This is a genomic window from Caballeronia glathei, from assembly GCF_000698595.1.
In the GTDB taxonomy this organism is placed as follows: Bacteria; Pseudomonadota; Gammaproteobacteria; order Burkholderiales; family Burkholderiaceae; genus Caballeronia; species Caballeronia glathei.
Genome location: NZ_JFHC01000015.1, coordinates 1 through 21,473, shown reverse-complemented (window position 1 = coordinate 21,473; position 21,473 = coordinate 1). Strand labels below are relative to the sequence as shown.

The window sequence follows — 21,473 nt, the reverse complement described above, 5'->3', positions numbered from 1 at the left end:
TACAACTTGTCTTTGCACACTGGTCAATACCCCGTTCCCGATTCGCCGGAAGCCACGATCAAAGCTTCCACTGACGCTAACCTGATGTCGTCAGGTGGCTTTCCGGCACCCCTCGTCTCTACCGTGATACCGACTTTCCGGCGTGGTGACATGGTGAGCCGGGCGGTGCAAACCGTGCTCGCACAGCATTACCCGAACCTCGAGGTGATCGTGGTCGACGACAACGTCGAGTCCGCCGAGCAGCGTCGGGTGCGCGATGCCCTCGCGCCGTTCGGCGACCGCGTGACGGTCGTTTCAAACGAGCGCAGCAAGGGCGCCTGCGGCGCACGCAACACCGGAATTCTGCATGCCCGCGGCGAGCTGATCGCGTTCCTCGACGACGACGATCTATGGCTTCCGGGCAAGCTTTCGGCACAGGTCGCGCTGCTCCAGCAACATGAGTTCGTTGCGGCGCTGTGCCATTACATCGACATTGATGTCGCATTCGGACACGCATGCCATTGCCGGCCGAGCCTGCCTGTACTGACCCGGGAGCAGGCACTGCGAGGTGAGTGCCCGACCTCGACCAGCCTCGCCGTGGTAAGGCGCGAGGTGCTGATCAAGGCTGGCCTGTTCGACGAGACCCTTCCGAGCTTCCAGGACTTCGACATGTGGCTACGCTGCCTCGCATTCGGGGACTTCGGCTATGTCGGGATGCCTCTGGTGGAATTCGTCCAGCATGCTGGTGATCGCACCAGCGTAAACATCGGGCGCCGTCTGGCCGGACTGGCCGCGATCGAGCGCAAGTGGGGCGCCGCGATGTCAGCGCAGGGCAACTTTGCCGCGTTCAAGAGACGGGTGCATGTCGACGTCTTGATCGCCAGCGGTCGCGCGGCGCTCGACGGTCGTTATTTCGAGGCATTGGGTCATTTCCGGCGTGCCGCGCTACTCGATCGGTTGTCGGTGCGAAGCGCGTTCTGGCTGGCGATTGGTGTGCTTGGTCCGCGCCTGGGGCGTGCGTTATACCGGCAGCTATTGCGAGTGCGCCGTGTCGAGACCGTGAAGGCGGTCATGTTTGATCCTGCTCGTTTGGAGTCGCCGCACGCAAGGAGCGCGAGCCGATGATGCAGCTCAAGTCAATAGTTGCGACGTTTCGTGCGAATCCGCATGCGCACGGGGTGCTGCTCTTGTTGCCTGCCATTCAATACGGCCGGAACTATTTCGCCTCCGTCGCTGCCGTGCTGTTCACGATGACCTTGTGGAATACGCGATTGCGGCCGCTCGTGCTGCCTACCGGCGTGGCTTTGGTCGCAGCCAGCCTGAGCCTCATCTGGAACGCAGTGCAGTTGCCGGACGTGCCGTATTTGCCGCGCGAGATAAGGCTTGCGGTCGGGCTGACCTTGTTGTTCTGGGCTCTGGCCGGCACGCCCCGCCATGCGGTGGCCCGCTTTGACGGCCGCTGGGCGCTTGCTTTGCTGGTCAGCCTTGCGCTGTTCGCTACCGCGCAGTGGCTCGCGGGCAAGCGGGGAATCGCGCTCTATGTCCCCCAGAAATTTTTCGTCAACAGCGAAGACTGGTCGCTTGCGGCGTCCTGGGTCGAGCATGCGCGCGAGCACGGGTACGACTGGAGCGTGCGCCCCTCGGCGGGCTTTTCTGAGCCTTCGTACCTGGGAGGCGTGAGTCTCGTGTTGCACTTCGTCTGCCTGCACACGCTCACCCGTCGTCAGCGGACCGTTGCCACGGTGCTTGCGCTCGCCGTTTGCGTTGTCGCGCAGACGTACTACGGGCTCGCTTCGAATCTCCTTGTGTTTGCTTCGTTTCATATGCGCCGGCTACCGAAGCTTCTGGTCTTGTCGGCGAGCATGGCCGTGCTGTGCCTCTTTGCGCTGCCGCTCTTCGCCGCTGAATCGAGCCGGCTCGAACGGATCCTCTCCGGCAGCGATACATCGACCAGTCTGCGCGCATTCCAGCCGGTCGAATTGATCGGATATGTCCTTGCGCATGCGCCGTTCGGTGTCCCTTTGACGGCTGCGTCATCGTTCTTCTTGCGAAATGACCTGATCGCGCCGTTCGTGGATGCTCCATTCCAGAACGGATTACTGAACCTGCTTTTTAGCTACGGATGGTTCGGCTTCGGGATTCTCGTTCTGCTCTGGCGCGTCGCCGGCGGAGGTAGCTGCGCCTTGTTCGTATTTCTGCTGATGGCGCAGAACGGCGCGCCACTCGACTTCGACAAGATCGCCATGATCGTGTTCACCGTCCAGATAGTGCGGCACGCGCGGGTCACGCGTGCCGGGAACATGTCCGGCAGGCCGCCGGTCCTGGCGCAGCCGCGCCTATCCAGTTATCGAGTCAACCCCGTTCTATAAAATGGCACGCCAGTTCTTCTTTGCCCCAGTCGTATTGCCGATGTATAACGCCCGGCAGCAGCAGAAATTCGTTGTCGGCGCGGCATCGCACAAGGTAGCGGGGATGGTCGCCAGCATTCGGGCGCACGCGCGCCGCGCCGTCATCGTCAGTTCGCCCGTTGTTACCGCGAGCGCCCGGCGAGTCTACTTCAACGGCTTCACGTGTCACGACGGGCGCCTTGCTTGTGTGTATCTCCCCTCCATCAGCGTTCGCGGATTGAATCGGGTGTTTTCCGGCTTTTCCTACTTGTGGTTTGCGATGCGCCGGATTCGCCGCGACGATGCCGTGGTGTTCTACAACTATTTTCCCGAGTACATTCCCGTAGCTGCGTTGTTGCGCTGGCGCCTAGGTCGAGCTCGAGTGATTCTCGATATCGAGGACGGCCCGCGCGAGGATCAGAAGGACTTGCGAGGTATCGTCGGTCGCTGGAGCTGGAGGATACTGAAGCGCCTTTGCAGCGAGCGTGCGATTGTCGTGTCGCGGCAGGTGGCTAGCGCGCTGCAGATCGACGATGCTTGTGTCGTGAACGGTGTGTGCTCCGACGTTGCACCCCGGGATCGCGCCTTCGGCTCGCCCGTGCTCATCCTGTACGGAGGCTCGATCGAGCCGGCAACCGGCCTTGACCTGTTTACGGGAGCGGTGCACCGGTTCGCCCGGCAATATCCCGAGCTGGCGCCAAACGTGCGCTTTGTTGTGACCGGTTTTGGTGGCACGGCGCAACTCAGCGAGCTCGCGAGAGACGTCTCGAAGCTTGGAGTGCGGGTGGACGTCATGCAGGATCTTGGGCCTGCCGAATACAAGGAAATCCTGGCACAGGCGGACGTTGGATTGTCGCTGAAGATGCCGGGCACGGATCTGGTTGCGACCACGTTTCCATCGAAAGTCGTTGAATTGGCAAGTCACGGTTTGTTGGTGGCGACGACCAATGTCAGCGACATTGCGCAACTGTTCGACGACGCGACCGCGGTCGTCTTGCGCGTCGCGAAGCCGGACGAGCTTGCTGCAAGGATTGCCGCGATCGCACGGGAGCCGGAGCAGTACCGGCGCATTGCGGAGGCCGGGCAACGGGCAATCGAGACGCAGTGCGGGCGGCGGGAAGTCGGCGCGCGGCTGATCGAGTTTCTCCGCGGCGCGCGTTCCGCCGGAGGGACGCGTGCCGAGATCACGTCCAATCGCGTTGCACGTTTGCTCGGGCCGCTGAGGTTCCCGCTCGCCAACACGGTCATCGGCGCGCTCCCCGCGACCCGCATGTTCAGCGTGAAGCGTGCCCTGCTGCGGCTCCTCGGCTTCGAACTGGCCCCGGGTTGCCGGATCGCGGGCGGCGTAAAGTTCTTTGGCAAAGGGCAAGTCGAGATCGGCCGCGACACGTGGATCGGGCTCGATTGTACGTTTATCGTCGCGCCCGACGCGCCGGTGAAGATTGGCGCGCGCTGCGATATCGCACCACAGACGATCTTTCATACGGGCTCCCACCTGATCGGCGATGGCCGGCGCCGTGCCGGCGCGGGGTACTCGAAGGCGATCGGCGTGGGCGACGGAAGCTGGGTCGGTACGCGCTGCACGCTGCTTGCCGGCGTGACAATCGGCGCGGGTTCGATCGTAGCGGGGGGCGCCACTGTGATTCCCGGCGACTATCCTCCGGACGTGTTGCTCGCCGGGTGCCCGGCCGTCGTCAAGCGGGAATTGAAGTGACGACGCGCGACATCCGTTTATCGCAAGCAGCAGGCAACGGAAGCGGCGTCGGCACGTCGACACTGACGCGGCTGGTGTTCTGGGAGCCCTGCGTGTCGCCGCACATGTCCGCCTTCATCGGCGCGGTGGCACGAGCACTTGGGCCGGCGGTCGACGTGCTGTGCGTTGCGCATGAAGACGTTCCCCAGGATCGACAGGCGCTTGGCTGGCACAGCGGGCAACCGGCGTTCCCGCGTGATGGCGATCCTGCGGCGGCGGAGAACAAGCCGTCGTCGGGCGACCCCTACCGCACGATCATCGCCCCATCCCCTCAGGAGGTGAAGCAACTGGTGGAGGAAAGCGGCTCACACTGTCTGCACGTGTTTTCGGGCATTCGCTGGTTTTCGACGATCGTCCACGCGCTGGCCGAGGTGCGCCGGACCAACCGTCCATTCGCGATCAAATCGGAGCCGCGCGACAACGAGGGGCTGAAGGGCGCGGCTCGTTTCGTCCAGTCACGCGTGACCGAAGGATGGCTGCGCCGCAATGCGTTGTTCGTCCTTGCGATCGGCCGGCACGGTCCGCCGTGGTTTCGCTCCGTGGGATACGCGGCTGAGCGGGTCTTTCCTTTTGCCTATTTCTTGCCCTCGGCATGGACGATTTCCGGTAGCAAAGGGCGCAAAGGGACCGCGGGCGGCACGACGGACGGCGGAAGCCCGGGCGTTGGCGATGCGATCGGCCTGGCGCCGATGCGTGACGCCAGTCGCAAGCTCGAGATCGTCTTTATCGGCCGCTTTATCGAGCAAAAAGGTCTGCGTTATCTATTGCCCGCGATTGCCGCCAACGCCGGTCGAATGCGGCTCACTCTTATCGGCGGGGGGCCGTTGCGGGATTCGCTCGGCGTACAGGCTCGCGCGTTGAACCTCGATGTGACGTTTTCTGGCGTGCTGCCGATTGACGAGGTCCAGCGGAAGATAGGCGATTTCGATGTGCTCGCTTTGCCTTCGCTGACAAAGGATGACGGCTGGGGGGCGGTTGTAAGTGAAGCGCTATTGGCGGGCACGGCGGTGATTGCGTCGAGTTGCGCAGGTGCGTCGATTCTGCTCGATGAACCGGGCAACGGACGCGTTGTGCCGCCAGGCGACACCGGCGCCATTGCGCGTGCAATCCTCGATCTCGAATCGAGCGGCGCACTGACGCCTGACGCCCGGGAGGCGAGATCCCGCTGGGCATCCACGCGGCTTACCGCGCAAGCGGGTGCCGAATACTTTATGAAGATCGTCGGCCATCGACTCGACGGTGGTCCGCGGCCCACGGAGTTCTATCGATGAGTTCGAGCGGTAACACCGTTTCGATTGAGAGAGCGGCCCATCCGATATGCGATGGGACGCCGGTGCCGACGTACCCTGGCAACTTGCGCGTGCTTCACGTGCTGCCTTCGCTTGATCCGCGCAGTGGGGGTGTTGCGGAGGCGGTGGTGCAGTTCGTCAAACATATGCTGCCTTACGGGTGCGTTAGCGAGGTCGCAACGCTGGACACATCCGACGGACCACGGTTCGACAGGCTTTGCGGCGCCGTGCACCGGCTCGGCCCGGGGTTTGGATCATACGGGATGAGTCGTCGCCTGATGGTCTGGATGCGCGAGAACGCCAGTCGCTATGATGCAATCATTGTGCACGGCATCTGGCAGTTTCACAGCCTTGCTGCTGCATGGGCCGTTTTTCGCAAGGGCACGCCGTTATTCGTGTTTCCCCACGGAATGCTCGATCCGTGGTTTCAGCACACGTATCCGGCAAAGCACGTAAAGAAGCGCATCTACTGGATGCTCTTTGAGCGTTGGGTGTTTCGCCGTGCGAATGCCGTGCTCTTCACCTGCCAGACCGAACTCGAGTTGGCACGCAAGCCGTTCCTCGATCGCAAGCTGCCGTTGAGGGTGAACGGCTTTGGCATCGAATCGGTGCCAGGGGACAAGGCTTGCGGACAGCTATTCCGGGACACCTTTCCAGAGCTTCGCGACAAACGGGTTCTGCTGTTCCTTTCGCGCATTCATGAGAAGAAGGGCTGTGATCTTTTGATCGGTGCGTTTGCAAAGGTTGCCCCGCAACACCCGGATGTGCGGCTGGTCATTGCCGGACCGGGCGATCCTTCGCTGGTCAACCGGCTCAAGCGCCAGGCGCTCGATCTTCAGGTCGACCGGAATATCGTATGGACGGGTATGTTGAGCGGTGAGCTGAAGTGGGCTGCGCTGCGTGCAGCGGAATTGTTCGTGCTTCCCTCGCATCAGGAAAACTTCGGTATCGCGGTAGTCGAGTCGCTCGCCTCAGGTACGCCTGTTCTGATTACCGACCGCGTGAACATCTGGCAGGAGATCGTCGAATCAGGGGGCGGGTGGGTCTGCGCCGACACGGAAGAAGGCGTCGCCGATGCACTGCAGCGTTGGTGCGCCGATACGACGGCTGATCAACGACGTTTGCTTGGGATGATGGCTCTGGAATGCTATCAGAACGATTTTCAGATCGAAGCGGCCGCGCGCCGATTGACCGATACGGTAGCCGAAGCGACTTGCAGCGAATTGCCGTCGTGTCCCGAAACGACAGTTTGAATGCATCTGGAGGAAGGCCTCATGCCGGATACAGCGCCATCACGCCGAAAATCGAAGACCGTTACCGTTTGTCTGGTATTGCTCGCTGCCTTTTCAATACCGTACGTCTCGCCACCGGAGGCACGGGGGCAAGGCATTGCAATGTATTCGAATGGCCCGCGGTCACCATCTAGTGGCAGCGGTTCTGCATTCCCGCCCGGTTCGGCCGCAGGCTCCGTTATGAGCATGACCGGGGGGAGTGCGTTCGGCGGCATGAGTAACTCGGGTTCGTTGGGCGGCGCTGGAAGCGGCAGCCGCGACGGCGCACTGGGAGTGCGGGCGAGTGCGGGTATGTCCGGTAACGCCTCTGGCCAGAGCGGCGCCGCTCCATCCGGGCTGAACGCGGCCGCAAAGCCCGCCTCTACCAAACGGGTTTCGTCGGCGCGAAAGCCCACCAAGTCCTCCGACGTCGACAATCCAGCACTCACATCAGGAGGTCCATACGAGCCTGCGTGGGACGCGCCTCCGGGGTGGCAGACTGACTCAATCTACAAGTCGCACTGGACGTCGCCGGCCAACGACTATCAATGGGGCGCGAGCCGGAAATAACGGTCGCTGTGGACGATTGAATCTGAAAATCCATTTGAGTACCGCCATGAACATACAACGATGGGCAGTTCCAGGTGTCATTTTCTTGGCTTGACCGCGCGGGCAGGGGTGCCAATGCATACCATGCCTGCGGGGAGATCGGCCACGACGGTGCTGCGCGCTCCCACCACCGCTCCGTCACCGATCCGCGCACCCGGGGCGACAAAGACTCCAGTCGCAAGCCAAACCTGGCTGCCGATGGTCGTGTGGTGAGCGCGAATCGGAAAGTCCGGTGCACTGTAGTCGTGGTCTCCTGCGCATATATACGAATGCTGTGACACCACCGAATGGTCCCCGATTTCGATTGGCCCCAGACTGTACAGCGTCACATGATCACCAATCCACGAAAAGTCTCCGATCAAAACCTTCCACGGATAGGTGACATGCGCCGTAGGCCGAATAACGACGCGTTTCCCCACGCGCGCGCCAAAGCACCTGAGAAGAGTGCGCCTCCATCCATTGAATACTTGAGGGGATGGGCGAAACAGGACGGCTTCAACGAGCCACCAGAGTTGAACGGCCCACGCAGGGCGACCGCGAAACCCCTCGGGCATGCGGAATGTCGACAGGTCCTGGTGAAGCCGTTCTGCGCCGAAACCAGCTACGTCGTCGCACCCGCGCGATTCTTGCCTCGCGGCCGCGTCGTCCGCCGCCTCCGTACTAGTGGGTGGCATGTGTCCGCTGAGCGTGCTCGAGGAACCATTGATAGGTGCTAGTCAAGCCTTCCTTGAGCCCGATTCGTGGAGCCCAACCCAATGCGCTGAGCTTATCGATGTTCAATAGCTTGCGTGGCGTACCGTCGGGCTTGGAGAGATCGTGCACGAGTTGCCCCCGGAAGCCGACCACCTCGGCCACGGACTCCGCCAGCTCGCGTACCGAGATGTCGTGACCGCAACCGGCGTTGACGTGCGAGCACCTCGAAGAAGCGACTCTGGCATAGTCATCTCTCGCGAGGTTCATCACCAGCACACATGCCGCCGCCAGGTCGTCGACGTGCAGGAACTCACGACGGACCTTTCCCGAGCCCCACAGTTCAGTGGAAGGAACATTCGCTAGCGCAGCCTCGTGAAAGCGTCTTATCAACGCCGGAATCACGTGGCTGTTTTGCGGGTGGAAATTGTCTCCTGGCCCGTACAGATTGGTCGGCATGATGCTCCGGAAGTCGACACCGAACTGACGGTTATAGGACTCGCATAGCTTGATTCCGGCGATCTTTGCGATCGCATAGGGCTCGTTCGTATCCTCCAGCGCCCCATTCAGCAACTCGCTTTCGACGATCGGCTGGGGAGCGTACTTCGGATAAATGCATGACGAGCCAAGAAACAGCAGTTTGGTGACTCCAGCTTGCTGCGCATGATGAATCACGTTCGATTCGATCATCAGATTCTGATAGATGAACTCCGCAGGATAAGTGCTGTTCGCGTGGATGCCTCCGACCCTGGCTGCCGCAAGATATACCTCGTCGATGTGCTCGCTGGCGAAGAATTCCCGGACCGCAGCCTGTTGCGTCAAGTCGAGTTCCTTCGAGCCGCGCACAATCACGTCGACGTCCTCATGGCGTTGAAGTCGCCGGACAATGGCGGAACCGACCATGCCAGTATGGCCGCTGACATAGACGCGCTTCCGGGTGGAATGGTCCATGTCTACTCCTTGCGTTCGAACACGGAGAATCCGTGTTTCTGAACGAGCGTATCCTTGCGGGCCTCCGCAAGATCCTTGGCTACCATTTCCTTGACAAGCTCGTCGAATGTAATTCGGGGTCTCCAGTCCAGTCGTTGCTTTGCCCTGCCTGGATCACCAAGCAGTGTCTCGACTTCGGTCGGGCGGAAATATCTGGGATCGACTCGCACAATCACGTCGCCGACCTTCACGCGCGCTTCCACGCCGACATTCACTACCACCCCCACCTCGGTTTCACCACTGCCTTCCCATTGGAGAGCGATGCCCAGTTGCTCGGCGGCGAGCGTGACAAATTGCCGGACACTGTGCTGAACGCCGGTTGCGATGACAAAATCTTCAGGCTCCTGTTGCTGAAGCATCATCCATTGCATCTCGACATAGTCCTTTGCATGTCCCCAATCGCGCAGGGAAGCAAGGTTGCCAAGGAAGAGGCACTCTTGAAGGCCCAGTGAGATGCGCGCCAGGCCGCGAGTGATCTTGCGAGTCACGAAGGTCTCGCCACGCAAAGGCGATTCATGATTGAACAGAATACCGTTGCATGCGTACATTCCATACGCCTCCCGATAGTTCACGGTGATCCAATACGCGTACATCTTGGCAACGGCATAGGGACTGCGCGGATAGAAGGGCGTGGTTTCCTTCTGTGGCACTTCCTGCACCTTGCCGTAGAGCTCTGACGTCGACGCCTGATAGAACCGCGTCGCTTTGCTCAAGCCGAGGATCCGCATTGCCTCAAGGATGCGCAGCGTACCAAGCCCGTCAGCGTTCGCCGTGTACTCCGGCTCTTCGAACGACACCGCTACGTGGCTTTGCGCCGCCAGGTTATAGATCTCGGATGGCTGAGTGTTTTGAATGATTCGAATCAGGCTCGACGAGTCGGTCATGTCGCCGTGATGCAGGACGAGTTTTCGATCGAGCTCGTGAGGATCTTGATAGAGGTGATCGATGCGGTCGGTGTTGAACAGGGAAGCGCGACGCTTTATGCCGTGCACCACGTAGCCCTTCGATAGCAATAGCTCGGCAAGATAGGCCCCGTCCTGACCGGTAATTCCTGTAATTAGAGCGACTTTTTGCATGATTCCATCTCACGTAGCTTTAGTAGAAGGGTGAGCAACCGAACGTCAACAACACGAACCATGAAGTTCGCCTGTCTGTAGCGGTTCCGTAGCCCGGTGAGGTTGAGCCGATCCACCGTCGCACGGGACCACGGAGGTAACGGTGTTCAACGTGGTTGTCAAATGCGGTGCGGATGACCTGTCGAGCCTCGGAGTCAACGCCGCCATCTACCGGTATGGCGATGCGCCCGCGTTCGGTTCTTGTTCGCTGCCTTAAAGGTAGGGTGTCGCCGTATGCGTTACCACAAGGGAAGATAGTGTTTCGCGCGCTCGTGCTTCCATCGTCTGAAACTCTGATAGATGCATTGGGTTCGATTTAACAGGGCGGGCGCAACGAAGCGCAAGTGAAGCATCCTGAATGGCGAAAATGCATAAGGCTTTGGCGTTGTTCGCGCTACGGCATCTGCGTGGTGGGCCAGAGACAAGGTGAGAGTTGGGCACGGAGGTGGCATCCATGGGCTCCTCCCTCTCATCCGATTCTCTGCACCAGAACGGGTGATTGGCCGCGACGGCCAACCTTATGGCGCACCCCGGTGACTAAGGTCGATCAAAATGCAGTCGTCACGCATTGCGGTATTTTGAGTTTGACTACGTCTCTGGACCGATGAAGATTCTTGTCTATGGCATCAACTATGCGCCCGAGCTTACCGGCATCGGCAAGTACACTGCCGAAATGGCGGAAACGCTTGGCGCGAGCGGTCACGAGGTACGCGTTCTTTGCGCTCCGCCCTATTACCCTCAGTGGCACGTTGCCAAGGGATTCTCGGGTTACCGCTATGCAACCGAACACCGGAACAGGGTGCGCGTCTGGCGTGCTCCGTTGTGGGTGCCGTCGCGGCCGAAAGGGGCGCGGCGCATAGCGCACCTGGCGAGCTTCGCGATATCGAGTATGCCGGTGCTTCTGGGTCACGCATTATGGCGGCCCGACGTTGTCATGTGCATTGCTCCGAGCCTGCTGAACGCGCCCTCCGCGTTGCTGGTTGCTCGGCTTACCGGAGCGCATGCATGGCTGCACGTTCAAGACTACGAGGTCGATGCGGCATTCAGTTTGGGCATGCTCAAGGGATCGGTCTTGAAGAAGGCCGCGCTTGCGCTGGAGCGGCTATTACTTACGCGCTTTGATTCCGTTTCAACGATCTCCGCGAAGATGCTGGAACACGCGTTGCGCAAGGGGGTTGATTCGCGAAAGGTGGTACGGTTCTCCAACTGGGCAGATACCGGATCAATCTTCCCTCTCAAGCGGACTAGCCGGTTGCGGGAGAGCTTGAAAATACCCGAAACGGCTACGGTAGTCCTCTATTCGGGGAACATGGGCGCCAAGCAGGGCCTTGACGTGCTTGCGACCGCGGCAGTGAAGCGCTCGTCACGTAGCGATCTGGTCTTCGTGTTCTGCGGCAATGGTCCTGCTCGCGAAGAAATGACGGCGCTCTGCGGTAGCTTGCCAACGTGCCGCTTCATTGATCTTCAACCTGTCGAACAGCTGAACGAGCTGTTGAACCTCGCGGATATTCACGTTCTGCCGCAACGTGCCGACGCCGCCGATCTCGTGATGCCGTCGAAGCTGACCGGGATGTACGCTAGCGGTCGCGCGGTGATCGCAATGGCTAATCCTGACACCGAGCTATACGACGCCGTTTCTCCACGGGGCGTCGTAGTGCCGCCTGGCGAACCGGATTTGCTCGCCGCGGCGATTGACCGGCTGGCATCAGAGGCAGAAGAGCGCGCTCGCCTCGGAACGGCAGGACGCGAATTCGCTCAGACGGAGCTCTCACGCGACGCAGTGCTGCGCGAATTCGAAAGGGTGCTGTGCGAGCGCTGCCAAGCGGGCGGAGCTCGCGTCGCGGCGTCTAAGGCACGGCATCCGGATTTCTGAATTCGCGTACGCATTTTCACTACAGGGGATAGTATGAACATCACCATCATTGGCACGGGCTATGTCGGGCTGGTCACCGGGGCATGTCTTGCCGAGATCGGCAATAACGTATTTTGTGTGGACGTCGATAAGCGCAAGATAGATATTCTTAACGGCGGCGGAGTACCGATTCACGAGCCCGGCTTGAAGGAGTTGATCGATCGAAACCGCGCGAGCCGGCGCTTGCAGTTCTCCGCTGATATCCCGGCAAGCGTCGCGCACGGAGATGTCCAGTTCATTGCCGTGGGTACGCCTCCGGACGAAGATGGATCGGCTGACCTGCAATATGTGTTAAATGCCGCTCGCAACATCGGTCGTCACATGTCGGGCTTCAAGATCGTCGTCAACAAGTCGACCGTCCCGGTCGGTACGGCGCTGCGAGTGCGTGCGGTCATCGCGGATGAGTTGTCGCGCCGCAATGCACGGCAAGACTTCTCTGTCGTGTCAAACCCTGAATTTCTCAAGGAAGGGGCCGCAGTGGACGATTTCATGCGACCGGATCGCATAGTAATTGGTAGCGATGCCGACGAAGCAGGCGAGCGCGCGCGCGAGCAGATGAAGCGCCTTTACGCGCCGTTCAACCGCAATCACGAGCGCACGCGCAACATGGACGTTCGTTCGGCCGAATTTACCAAGTATGCGGCGAACGCGATGCTGGCAACCCGCATCTCGTTTATGAACGAACTCGCGAATCTCGCTGATGTCGTTGGGGCAGACATCGAATCGGTTCGGCGGGGTATCGGTTCGGACCCGCGAATTGGTTACGACTTTCTTTATGCGGGCACGGGTTATGGCGGCTCGTGCTTTCCAAAGGATGTGCGCGCATTGGTGCAGACTGCATCAGAGCATGGACGTACCATGCGCATTCTCGGGGCAGTCGAGGCGGTCAACGAGCAGCAAAAGAAGATCCTGATTGAAAAGATAACTGAGCGGTTAGGCGAGGACTTGTCGGGCCAAACCGTCGCGGTATGGGGGCTGGCGTTCAAGCCGAACACCGATGATATGCGCGAGGCGCCGAGTCGGGAGGTGGTGACGGGATTGCTCAAACGCGGTGCAACCGTGCGCGCGTACGACCCGGTGGCGACGGATGAAGCGCAACGCGTTTTCTCGCTCGATCTCAAGGAAAATCCCGAACTACGCTCGCGGCTGTCGTTCGTGAACACACCGGTGGAGGCTGCCCATGATGCGGATGCGTTGGTGATCGTTACCGAATGGAAGATATTCAAAAGTCCGGACTTCGGAGCGCTGGCGCAGGCGCTAAAGACACCATTGATTTTTGACGGTCGCAATCTATACGAGCCCGAGGTAATGGCCGAACTCGGGATTGAGTACTATGGCATTGGCCGACCACATGTGCCGAGTGCCCGGGAGGTGGTGGCGCGCTTTACATCTCTAAGGGATGAGCGGCAAGGCTAGCTCGCAAGGAGGGCAATTGGAAGGTTGGTTGAATACGACGGAGCGCGGGCGCCTGTGTCGCGCCCCGTCGATGGACCGCAAGTTTGCAGCTTGGCCCGGTCCGGTTCGAAATTCAGATTTGGACGCTTCTCCGTGACTGCCGTCCCGTACTTGCGAACATACCTGAGCGCTCACCTTTATCGCAGATCGTGCCGATCCTGAAAGCCGAAATGGTCGCTGAGGCACTGCCCCACATCCGCCAGTTTCACGGCAAGGTGATCGTGATCGAGCACTGCGGCCACGCGATGAGGAAAGAGCGCATCAAAAACAGGGTTTCGCGCGCGACGTGAGCCTGCTGTAACTGGTCAGCATCGACCTCGTTGTCGTCCACGGCGGCGACCGCCTTCGGACCCGCGACAGAGTACGCACCTGCTCGTACAAGCGCGCTTGCGTGGAAGCGCATCGCCGAGCTGATACTTGAGCGCATCCGCGCGGATATCGAGCAATCGCCATCGACCCAACCTATTCATTCGTCGAGGAAGGGCTTGTGCTTGACGCCTGTGCTGGCCGCGACCTGCCCCCATCCATATAGGCTTGCGTATTCGCATGTACGGTGGAATCCGCCATGATTTCCGCAGCGGTCGCCCAGCGATAGATCGTGTGTTGGGCTGTGGGTAGGGTTTCGAGATTTACGGCACGGTGCAATTTGTAGCCGAGCACGATGTAGTGGGTCGAGATTCCCGCCTCGCCACTGACGTTGTCTTCGTACATATGTTCGTACACGCCCACCAGATCGGCATCGACGCGTTCCATGTCGGGGATGCCGAGTTCGTCTCGTGCAATACGGCGAAACGCATCGTCGAGACTTTCATTCTTGCGGATTCGTCCGCCAGGAACAAACCAGAATCCTTGCGCCGGTCTATTAATCCGGTGACCGAGGAGGTAACTGCCCTCGTCGTTCCAAACGATTAGATCAATCGCAACTAGCGGCGTGGCATTGATGGTTTGCAAAAAGAGTTCAATTGGAAGCATGATGACTCGGTTCGGAGGGTCGAAAAGAGCCTTTTCGACTATGGCTGGTGAGTGGAAAGCTAAAGACGATGACGGTGTCTTAGGATTTCACGAACAAGTTGCGCGCCGACCGCTCGCTCACATGGCTTGCTAGTCTGTGAACGTTTTGACCGAGGAAAGCGTTCTAAAGGAGTGACGCGTTGGGATGCTTAGCTGTTCCTTTACCGAGCGTGCTGACCGTGGAAAGCGCAAGGTCGGATAGTCCGCAATGCCTAAGGTAAAAGCGCTAAAGAATCGGAATGATCATTCCTGTTTTCATCAGCCTCTTTCGGTCTGGAAGCGAGTTGCTGTATTGATGGAGCGCTAACAAATTCTACGCTCGTCGGCGTCAGCAGCCAAATTTGGGCGCGTATTTAACGGCCGCTCATCATGGAAGACACGGCTCTCTGCGCAACGTCACGATGGCTCGCCGGATGCCACATTGTGCGGAGATTGCGCCGAGCGGCTTTGATGCGGTGTGGGGCTGCGGCATGGTCCAGACGAGATCGGTCTCGTCACCCCGGAATGCCTGTTTGGCACGTTCGTCACGCTCTCGCTCTTCTGCCGGTCGATCGCCGCCGTCTAGTTCGGACAGCAGGCGCACGGTCCGCCATGAACATGTTCCGCTTCGTGCACGATTCAAACGATCGCCCCGGCTACGGACCCGGCACGTCGTCGCCGATGCCGTTTGAGACGGACCAAGCAGGAACTCTACCTTTTTCGATCGTTGCGGAACTGCCTGTATGCCCGCGTCTTCGCAATAGCCCTTGCCTTGACGTGCGCTGATTCGTGGGCGCTTCGGGCTATTGTCCGCATCAGTGTGTTGGGACAGCGATACGAATTGTTCTGCTCAAGCCACTGAAAAGCGCTGTTCGGAAAGCATGGACGCTATGGGTAGCGTCGTCGGCATCGGTGCATACTTGTGCAAGTGAATCACACCGCCGAGAGCATAGACATGGCTGCCGACCTTGCACACTCCTGGTTGACCCTCAGCGCGCCTGTGGCCGCAGCACAGGCCGCCGGCCGCCCGCTCGTGGCGCTGGAATCGACCATCATCGCCCACGGCATGCCCTACCCGGAGAACGTTCGCACCGCGCGCGAAGTGGAGGCCTTGATCCGCGACGTGGGAGCCGAGCCCGCGACTATCGCGCTGATCGGCGGGCGAGTCCGCATTGGCCTTTCTGACGACGAGCTGGAACTACTCGGCCGTTCGGACCAGGTGTACAAGGTCAGCCGCCGCGATCTGCCGGCCGTGCTGGCATGCGGCGGGCTCGGCGCCACGACAGTGGCTGGCACGATGATATGTGCCGCCCTGGCCGGCGTCGAGGTCTTCGTTACCGGAGGCATTGGCGGCGTGCACCGGGGCGCGCAGGAAACCTTCGATATCTCGGCTGACCTGCAGGAACTGGCGAAGACCCCGGTGGCGGTGGTCTGTGCCGGTGCGAAGTCCATCCTGGACATCGGGCTCACACTGGAGTATCTGGAAACGCATGGCGTGCCGGTGCTCAGTTGCGAGCAGGACAATTTCGCCGCGTTCTACATGCGCGACAGTGGTTTTCGCGCGGACTTCAGGCTGGACGATGCGGTGGAGCAGGCACGCTTCATCCGCATCAAGTGGGACTTGGGACTCGGAGGCGGGGTGGTGTTGAGCACTCCGGTGCCGCAAGCGGCAGCGATGACGTTCGAAGAGATCGACGGACTGACCCGGCAGGCGCTCGACGAGGCCGCCGCGCAAGGAATCACCGGCAAGGCCGTGACGCCCTTTCTGCTGGCCCGCATCACGGCGCTGACGGGTGGACGCAGCCTGGCCACAAACATCGCGGTGGTGAAGCACAACGCCGAGGTGGGGGCAAGGCTGGCGCTGGCGTTGGCACACGCGGGGCGCGGGGCGGGCACGGCGTAGCCGCCGGGATGTCTGTTCTTTTGCGCGCATACGCGGGGAAGCAAACGTGCTTTTCGTCAGAAGATTTTTGTGCCGTCAGACCAACATATGAATAACTCCAAAATAGGATGCTGACCCAAGAGCCGCGAAGACCTGACGCTACGCCAAACGAGGAGTGACGCAAAAATGCGAGGCGAAGAATTGGCGCATTTGAGCGGCGTCACCCGTCCCCTTGAGCCACACGGCATGCCGATGCGGAAAACGGGCTTTGCCTTTACGGCGGATAGCTTGGAAAGCGGGCGGTTTCTGCTTCAATTCGCCGAATCAACGCATGACGCACGAGCGCATAGTAAGTGCTACGCAATCGACAAGATCCCGGTCATTGTGATCGAGCCGTATTCGATCCGATCGTGTCTTTTGCAGTAAAGCAGCACTCCCACCATCGAGGGGAATGTTATGGGAGTACACCGGAGCAGGTCAGGCATGCAGACGGTATCAAGTCGGAAGTGGATTCAAGCGACACCGTGAATGGAGTGAGGCTGTCGTTTGAGGGTCGGTCTCAAGTTCCAAATCGTCGTTGCCGATAACAAGCACAGGGAAGGACGCAGATTTTGCGGCCGATCACGGGGTCGTCGCGAACATGCCGGCACATGCGACCCACAACACCGGCTGCTGCAGTTGTTCGGGACGATGCCCCGCAAACGAAGCGTGTGCTCTCAGGCTCGAGTGCGGCACGGGAGGTTGGTCATGAAGCACAGGACGGCCAGACAACTCGTTGCTCAGCTTTCGTATTTGCGTCATCTGGTGCGGTGCAGCGCACTGAGGGCGTCGGCGACTGGCGGGACTATGGTACGAAGCCCCAGCCAGGAGGTTGCCCGAAGAGCGGCAAGCATCGAACTCGTGGGACCTGCCGCTGGACGCGATTCATTTGTGGGAGCCGCACGTGAAAGTCACCTCTGACCATTCATTACGTTCGCAGGTCGACAAATGGCTTGCCCCAGAGCTCTCGACGCCTGTTCACATAACTGAGTTCAGTCGCACGCGCGTGGGCGGCATACGTTACGTGTGCGTCGAGACGTCATTTCCACGCGGACCCCGGGCGATGCTTTTCTTTCGGCACGACGATGGTCGTTGGCGGGTATATCCGCCGGCTGCCCGCAGACCGTACGTAGCGCTTGATTTCTCCGAGCACTCGTCGACGCCTCGCGCTCGGATCGGGTAGAAGCCGATGGTTCGATAGCCATTTCCCATGGAACGTGACTTCGGAATGATCAAGGTTGCCCGGGGAAGATGAGTATGAAAACGAGGGCATGACTCGAAAGCGGCATCCGGGGCATGCGCCTTCAGCGCTATTCGCTGACTGCCGGAATCCGTTGAGCGCATTTTGCCGCGCGCAAATGTGGGTCCGGATTGTGTGCGGATCACTTGCCGTGATCTCCAATGCCAATTGGGAGCAACGCCATGTATTTCGGAATACTCGTCTCACACGTACGGTCGGCCGAGGAACGCGGCACGCCGCACGGCGACGTGAAGTCGCCTGATTCAGACCGTCCGCACCGCTTCGCGGCGCTCTGGCGAGCGATGAGAGGATTGTTTTCGTAAGGTCAAGCCCCCTTGGAGCGGCTTTCGTAACTGATACTGCGTCCTCCGCGCCTGCACTCAGAAACCCGGTTCAGTCGTTCGCGCCGGCGCACGTGCGTGACCGCTCCACGTCGAGCCAGAGCTTGAGTCGCGATGGTTCGGCGGCGGTCTTCGCCTCACCCGCGAGGCCGGGATAGCAACGTCGGCGGCCGCACGCTGCGTTTCCGGTGCCGGAAAATGATAAAAGCGCCCCGCAGGGCGCTCCTATTCGTCCCCCTGACCGCAAAACGGCTCAAGGGGTAATTCCGTCATACGCTGTCAGGCGCATGACCCTGCGAGACCAAGAGCGTTACTTTTCACCGCGCGCGTCGAGGTGTTTCTTCCCCCTCGTTCGCGCGACGCTTTACGCATTGGTGGCGGCGCTTTCAGCATTCTCGACGACTTGTTTCGCCGATTTCCTGGCAGCCGTATATGCCGCGCCAGCCGTCTCGCCCGCTGCCAAACCTGACTTCCACAGGGCCACAACTGCTTCACTGCCCGGCAGTGCGTTGTTTGACAGATTGTCGAACAGCGCCTTCGTGTCATACGAGGGCAGGTTGAACAACGTCTTGCCTGCCGCCTCGAATTCAGCTTGAGTGCTCGACACGATTTCGTTCACGTGCTTCCAGTACGCCTGCGCCTTTTCAATGGCGGGCTGAAACTCGCCGGTCTGAACTGCGAAAACGGCTTGCGGCGCTTTACTGGAAAGGGACTTGGCAGCGAGTTCCTGAGCCTCGGCGAGCGTCGTCTTGACCGTCTGCGCATTGAGTTCGAAGAGCTTTTCGAACCCCTCAAAAGCCTTGCTTGCGAGACCAAATGCCGTGTCGAAGCTTGCCTTGGTTGCGGCAACCGTTTGTTCCGGGATGAGATTAGTCATAGGAGTAGTCATAGTTTGATTCCAAAAGGAGGGAAGGATCGAATTCACACAATGCATGGTGCGGTGCAGCAATCTGGATACCATCATAGGCGCAATCGCACCGAAGTCAACTGAAAACTTCCCGCGTTCCGCTTCTCGGCGTGAACGCTGATCGCAAGCACAGTTGCCCGTGTGTCAATACTTTTCAGGCTATTGGGCGCGAACCTCGCACCGTCTCGGGCATCTCTCTCGCGTCGGCGCAGAAGATGAGCCATGCGTGCTGCGTTGCAGCACGCCCGTTCGTGGCAATGAGCCAACAAACGGGACTTGCGTGGCGGGTTTGTATTGACTGGGGCAGTGCGATTCGTTGCGTCCCGGTTCGTGTTCCGTCTTGTCTGCAACAGTGCAAACCGGGAACCCATCGGTTCAGAACCCGGATATGCGTGCCTTCTGTGAAACCGGGGTGACTTAGGAGTAAGGTTTCGGTTCAGGACGTACATTTTTGACGGGACAAAAAAATGGCCACCGCTTCAGAAATCACTTACGGCCCGAACGGGCATACGCCGGAGTCGCTGCGGGCGCTGGCCGCGTATTTGGAGATTTCTCTGGAGCGGGGGAAGTGCGTGGTCATGATGCGCCACGGTACAGACGTCTGTTCGGTCTACGTCGGCGACCCGGCCGCCGAGGAGAGTGATTTGACCAGCCATGGGACCATTTCGAAGGCCGTGGCCGAGGAACTGCTGGAGTTGACCCAGGTTGGACTAAACCGGATAACGGTCGGCGACCAGACGTACCGTTTTTTTAGAAGCTTCACGCTTATCGCCGACGTCGGCGCAGTGGTATTTGCTCCGACGTAACATGAGGCGAGCCGCGGTCATGCAGATACGGGCGTACTTGCCATGACGATTCAAAAGATCACGCCTTTTCTTTGGTACTCCAGGGAAGCCGAGGAGGCCGCCGCATTCTATGCGGATATCTTTCCAGACTCGCACGTCGTTCGGGTCACTGCGGTGCCGAGCGCCGGTTCCACGGAGATTGTCGAGTTTGTTCTCTTTGGGCAGCCCTTCATCGCCATGAGCGCCGGGCGACTCGACCCGTTCAACCACTCGATATCCCTGATGGTCAACTGTGACGATCAGGCTGCGCTCGACCGCTATTGGAACGCCCTTCTCGAGGGCGGCGGTTCGCCTGAGGAGTGCGGCTGGCTGAGGGACCGCTTCGGCGTCTCGTGGCAGATCGTTCCAGCCGATCTTGTCGAAATGATGGCTGACCCTGATCCAGAAAAGGCCAGGCGCGTTGCCGATGCCATGTTGAAAATGGTGAAGTTCGACATCGCCGCGCTGAAGGCCGCGTATTCGGGGACGGCGGATTAACAAAAGACTCCGTATACCGTGTGCGCCAGGCCGTGCTGGAGGTGCTGAAGCGTGCTCCTCGGCGCGGTCACTGAAACAGCCGGTAACGCGTGCCAAACGTAAGCGAGTACGGCGTACCGTCTAGACGCTCCAATCAGAAGTCGCCAGAGTAGCCCCCGCCACATCGAGCAGGGGGACTACTTTGACAACAGAAGCCCCGACGAGAACTGGCCGTAAAGGCGTACCGCATCATCCGCTCGCATTCCGGCGCGAGATAGCCCGACTGGCGCGCGGACTCACACCCGGAGGACCGAACGATGACGAAGTACCTTATTTCCTTCCCCGGATCGGCGATGGACGTCTCCGACGACGACATAGCTGCGGTCGGCGAAGCGGCACGCGCGGTCATACGCGAGGCGAAGCATGCCGGCGTCTATGTGTTCGGCGGCGGTATCAACGAGGACGTCGCGCCGCTGATGGTCGCCGCTGACGGCACCGTCACGAACGGTACCTACCCGCAGACCAAGGAGTTCGACGGCGGCTTCTGTGTCCTGGAACTCCCGTCGCGTGAAGCCGCCGTCCAATGGGCCGCGAAGATCGCCAAAGCCTGCCGCTGCTCGCAGGAACTCCGCGAGTTTGGGTACGACCCCGAGAGCTGACCGGCGAGGTCGCAGCCCGATGGCAAGTGTGGTGCCAGCGACGTTTTGACCAAGGATCGGATCTTCAGACTGGGGTGCGGAGCTGATCGGCGACGACCCACGGGGCGAGTTCGGCGATGCGTGCGAACACGTAGCGCAGATATGCCTCAGGATCGATGCCGTTGAGTTTGCGGTGCCGCCGAGGCTGTAGATTGCGGCGTCACGTTCGCCGCCAGAGTCTGCTCCAGCAAACAGATGGTTACGTCGACCGATCGCCAGTTCGGCCATGAATGATTCATGCGCAAGCGACGCTCAGTCAATAACATGTGCTTCAAGGCAAATGCGACATCGATGGTTGAAAGCACTCAAGCCAGATATGGCGCGAACGCTCGCGTCGGCATTTGCCGCTGAGCTTTAGTGTCGCTGCCGTCGAGCGATCGAAAGTGACAACTTCAATTTCGCCCGCCTAAGTGGAAGCGGTGATCGAGGCCGCTCGGCGGCAAGGCGTGAAAGTGGCAGCGGCGCTGAAGTCGATAGCCGGGGGGCGCTTCGAGCGCTCATGGGTAATTGCGCAGCGGGATCGGATGACGACCGGCTGACCGGGATGCAGGCCCGCGGCGACACTTGCCAATTATGTCGTCTGGTTCATCGCTTGAGAGTAAGCGCCCGGTGATGGCATCTTGAA

The 21,473-nt window shown here is 60.1% G+C and carries 16 protein-coding genes and 2 pseudogenes; 12 read left to right on the top strand and 6 right to left on the bottom strand.

Features of this window, described 5'->3' with window-relative positions; genetic code table 11:
* Positions 1-6 precede the first annotated feature (6 nt).
* Genes BG61_RS39220 through BG61_RS12105 form a run of 5 tightly spaced genes read left to right on the top strand, consistent with a single transcriptional unit; the run spans position 7 to position 6,661 of the window.
* Complete coding sequence (locus tag BG61_RS39220; protein WP_129572038.1) at positions 7-1,104, top strand: glycosyltransferase family 2 protein; 1,098 nt, start codon at positions 7-9, stop codon at positions 1,102-1,104.
* Entirely contained in the window at positions 1,101-2,348 is a 1,248-nt protein-coding gene (locus tag BG61_RS12120) for a hypothetical protein (protein WP_035925809.1), read from the top strand. Before BG61_RS39220 ends, BG61_RS12120 begins: the two co-directional genes overlap by 4 nt.
* Position 2,349: 1 nt before the next feature.
* Positions 2,350-4,080 carry a glycosyltransferase family protein gene (locus tag BG61_RS41275; protein ID WP_051672444.1) on the top strand — a complete coding sequence of 577 codons (1,731 nt, stop codon included), beginning with the start codon at positions 2,350-2,352 and terminating at the stop codon, positions 4,078-4,080.
* Complete coding sequence (locus tag BG61_RS12110; protein ID WP_035925811.1) at positions 4,077-5,390, top strand: glycosyltransferase; 1,314 nt, start codon at positions 4,077-4,079, stop codon at positions 5,388-5,390. Before BG61_RS41275 ends, BG61_RS12110 begins: the two co-directional genes overlap by 4 nt.
* Positions 5,387-6,661 carry a glycosyltransferase gene (locus BG61_RS12105; protein WP_081868047.1) on the top strand — a complete coding sequence of 425 codons (1,275 nt, stop codon included), beginning with the start codon at positions 5,387-5,389 and terminating at the stop codon, positions 6,659-6,661. The genes BG61_RS12110 and BG61_RS12105 overlap by 4 nt, the downstream gene beginning before the upstream one ends.
* Positions 6,662-7,326: 665 nt before the next feature.
* Here BG61_RS12105 and BG61_RS12100 read toward each other — a convergent pair.
* From BG61_RS12100 to gmd, 3 genes are read right to left on the bottom strand one after another with little or no spacing between them, the layout of a single operon-like run.
* Positions 7,327-7,962 carry a putative colanic acid biosynthesis acetyltransferase gene (locus tag BG61_RS12100; RefSeq protein WP_081868046.1) on the bottom strand — a complete coding sequence of 212 codons (636 nt, stop codon included), beginning with the start codon at positions 7,960-7,962 and terminating at the stop codon, positions 7,327-7,329.
* The gene (gene fcl, locus BG61_RS12095) at positions 7,949-8,929 is read right to left on the bottom strand and encodes a GDP-L-fucose synthase (RefSeq protein ID WP_035925817.1); all 981 of its coding nucleotides are present in this window, start codon (positions 8,927-8,929) and stop codon (positions 7,949-7,951) included. The genes BG61_RS12100 and fcl overlap by 14 nt, the downstream gene beginning before the upstream one ends.
* 2 nt (positions 8,930-8,931) lie before the next feature.
* Complete coding sequence (gene gmd, locus BG61_RS12090) at positions 8,932-10,044, bottom strand: GDP-mannose 4,6-dehydratase (protein ID WP_035925820.1); 1,113 nt, start codon at positions 10,042-10,044, stop codon at positions 8,932-8,934.
* A 643-nt stretch (positions 10,045-10,687) separates the two neighbouring features.
* Between gmd and BG61_RS12085 the strand changes: the two genes are divergently transcribed.
* The 3 genes and pseudogenes from BG61_RS12085 to BG61_RS43950 all read left to right on the top strand — a co-directional run.
* On the top strand, positions 10,688-11,956 hold the full coding sequence (locus BG61_RS12085; protein WP_035941673.1) for a glycosyltransferase WbuB: 1,269 nt from the start codon (positions 10,688-10,690) through the stop codon (positions 11,954-11,956).
* A gap of 33 nt (positions 11,957-11,989) precedes the next feature.
* The gene (locus BG61_RS12080; protein WP_035925824.1) at positions 11,990-13,411 is read left to right on the top strand and encodes a UDP-glucose dehydrogenase family protein; all 1,422 of its coding nucleotides are present in this window, start codon (positions 11,990-11,992) and stop codon (positions 13,409-13,411) included.
* A gap of 209 nt (positions 13,412-13,620) precedes the next feature.
* Positions 13,621-13,748: pseudogene (locus tag BG61_RS43950) on the top strand (acetylglutamate kinase); the annotation flags it as partial.
* A gap of 164 nt (positions 13,749-13,912) precedes the next feature.
* Here BG61_RS43950 and BG61_RS12070 read toward each other — a convergent pair.
* On the bottom strand, positions 13,913-14,422 hold the full coding sequence (locus tag BG61_RS12070; protein WP_051672442.1) for a GDP-mannose mannosyl hydrolase: 510 nt from the start codon (positions 14,420-14,422) through the stop codon (positions 13,913-13,915).
* A gap of 973 nt (positions 14,423-15,395) precedes the next feature.
* Between BG61_RS12070 and BG61_RS12065 the strand changes: the two genes are divergently transcribed.
* Positions 15,396-16,343: a pseudouridine-5'-phosphate glycosidase gene (locus tag BG61_RS12065; protein ID WP_035925831.1), complete on the top strand. Its 948-nt coding sequence runs from the start codon at positions 15,396-15,398 to the stop codon at positions 16,341-16,343.
* 1,963 nt (positions 16,344-18,306) lie between these two features.
* Here BG61_RS12065 and phaP read toward each other — a convergent pair.
* The gene (gene phaP, locus BG61_RS12055; RefSeq protein WP_035925837.1) at positions 18,307-18,819 is read right to left on the bottom strand and encodes a phasin family protein; all 513 of its coding nucleotides are present in this window, start codon (positions 18,817-18,819) and stop codon (positions 18,307-18,309) included.
* 497 nt (positions 18,820-19,316) lie between these two features.
* Between phaP and BG61_RS12050 the strand changes: the two genes are divergently transcribed.
* The 3 genes from BG61_RS12050 to BG61_RS12040 all read left to right on the top strand — a co-directional run bounded on the left by BG61_RS12050 (position 19,317) and on the right by BG61_RS12040 (position 20,809).
* Positions 19,317-19,655, top strand: coding sequence for a hypothetical protein (locus tag BG61_RS12050; protein WP_035925840.1), 339 nt, complete (start codon positions 19,317-19,319; stop codon positions 19,653-19,655).
* A gap of 42 nt (positions 19,656-19,697) precedes the next feature.
* Entirely contained in the window at positions 19,698-20,171 is a 474-nt protein-coding gene (locus BG61_RS12045; RefSeq protein ID WP_035925844.1) for a VOC family protein, read from the top strand.
* Between the two features lie 296 nt (positions 20,172-20,467).
* On the top strand, positions 20,468-20,809 hold the full coding sequence (locus BG61_RS12040; protein ID WP_035925847.1) for a YciI family protein: 342 nt from the start codon (positions 20,468-20,470) through the stop codon (positions 20,807-20,809).
* A gap of 64 nt (positions 20,810-20,873) precedes the next feature.
* Here BG61_RS12040 and BG61_RS40035 read toward each other — a convergent pair.
* Positions 20,874-21,091, bottom strand: a pseudogene (locus BG61_RS40035) (transposase domain-containing protein); the annotation flags it as partial.
* Positions 21,092-21,473 lie beyond the last annotated feature (382 nt).

Bases quoted from the DNA above. Each gene is read 5' to 3' on its own strand.
- BG61_RS12085 (WP_035941673.1), top strand. From the start codon at position 10,688: ATGAAGATTCTTGTCTATGGCATCAACTATGCGCCCGAGCTTACCGGC.
- phaP (WP_035925837.1), bottom strand. From the start codon at position 18,819: ATGACTAATCTCATCCCGGAACAAACGGTTGCCGCAACCAAGGCAAGC.
- BG61_RS12080 (WP_035925824.1), top strand. From the start codon at position 11,990: ATGAACATCACCATCATTGGCACGGGCTATGTCGGGCTGGTCACCGGG.
- BG61_RS12065 (WP_035925831.1), top strand. From the start codon at position 15,396: ATGGCTGCCGACCTTGCACACTCCTGGTTGACCCTCAGCGCGCCTGTG.
- BG61_RS12120 (WP_035925809.1), top strand. From the start codon at position 1,101: ATGATGCAGCTCAAGTCAATAGTTGCGACGTTTCGTGCGAATCCGCAT.
- BG61_RS12050 (WP_035925840.1), top strand. From the start codon at position 19,317: ATGGCCACCGCTTCAGAAATCACTTACGGCCCGAACGGGCATACGCCG.
- BG61_RS12100 (WP_081868046.1), bottom strand. From the start codon at position 7,962: ATGCCACCCACTAGTACGGAGGCGGCGGACGACGCGGCCGCGAGGCAA.
- BG61_RS12040 (WP_035925847.1), top strand. From the start codon at position 20,468: ATGACGAAGTACCTTATTTCCTTCCCCGGATCGGCGATGGACGTCTCC.
- BG61_RS12070 (WP_051672442.1), bottom strand. From the start codon at position 14,422: ATGCTTCCAATTGAACTCTTTTTGCAAACCATCAATGCCACGCCGCTA.
- BG61_RS12105 (WP_081868047.1), top strand. From the start codon at position 5,387: ATGAGTTCGAGCGGTAACACCGTTTCGATTGAGAGAGCGGCCCATCCG.
- gmd (WP_035925820.1), bottom strand. From the start codon at position 10,044: ATGCAAAAAGTCGCTCTAATTACAGGAATTACCGGTCAGGACGGGGCC.
- BG61_RS41275 (WP_051672444.1), top strand. From the start codon at position 2,350: ATGGCACGCCAGTTCTTCTTTGCCCCAGTCGTATTGCCGATGTATAAC.
- fcl (WP_035925817.1), bottom strand. From the start codon at position 8,929: ATGGACCATTCCACCCGGAAGCGCGTCTATGTCAGCGGCCATACTGGC.
- BG61_RS12045 (WP_035925844.1), top strand. From the start codon at position 19,698: ATGACGATTCAAAAGATCACGCCTTTTCTTTGGTACTCCAGGGAAGCC.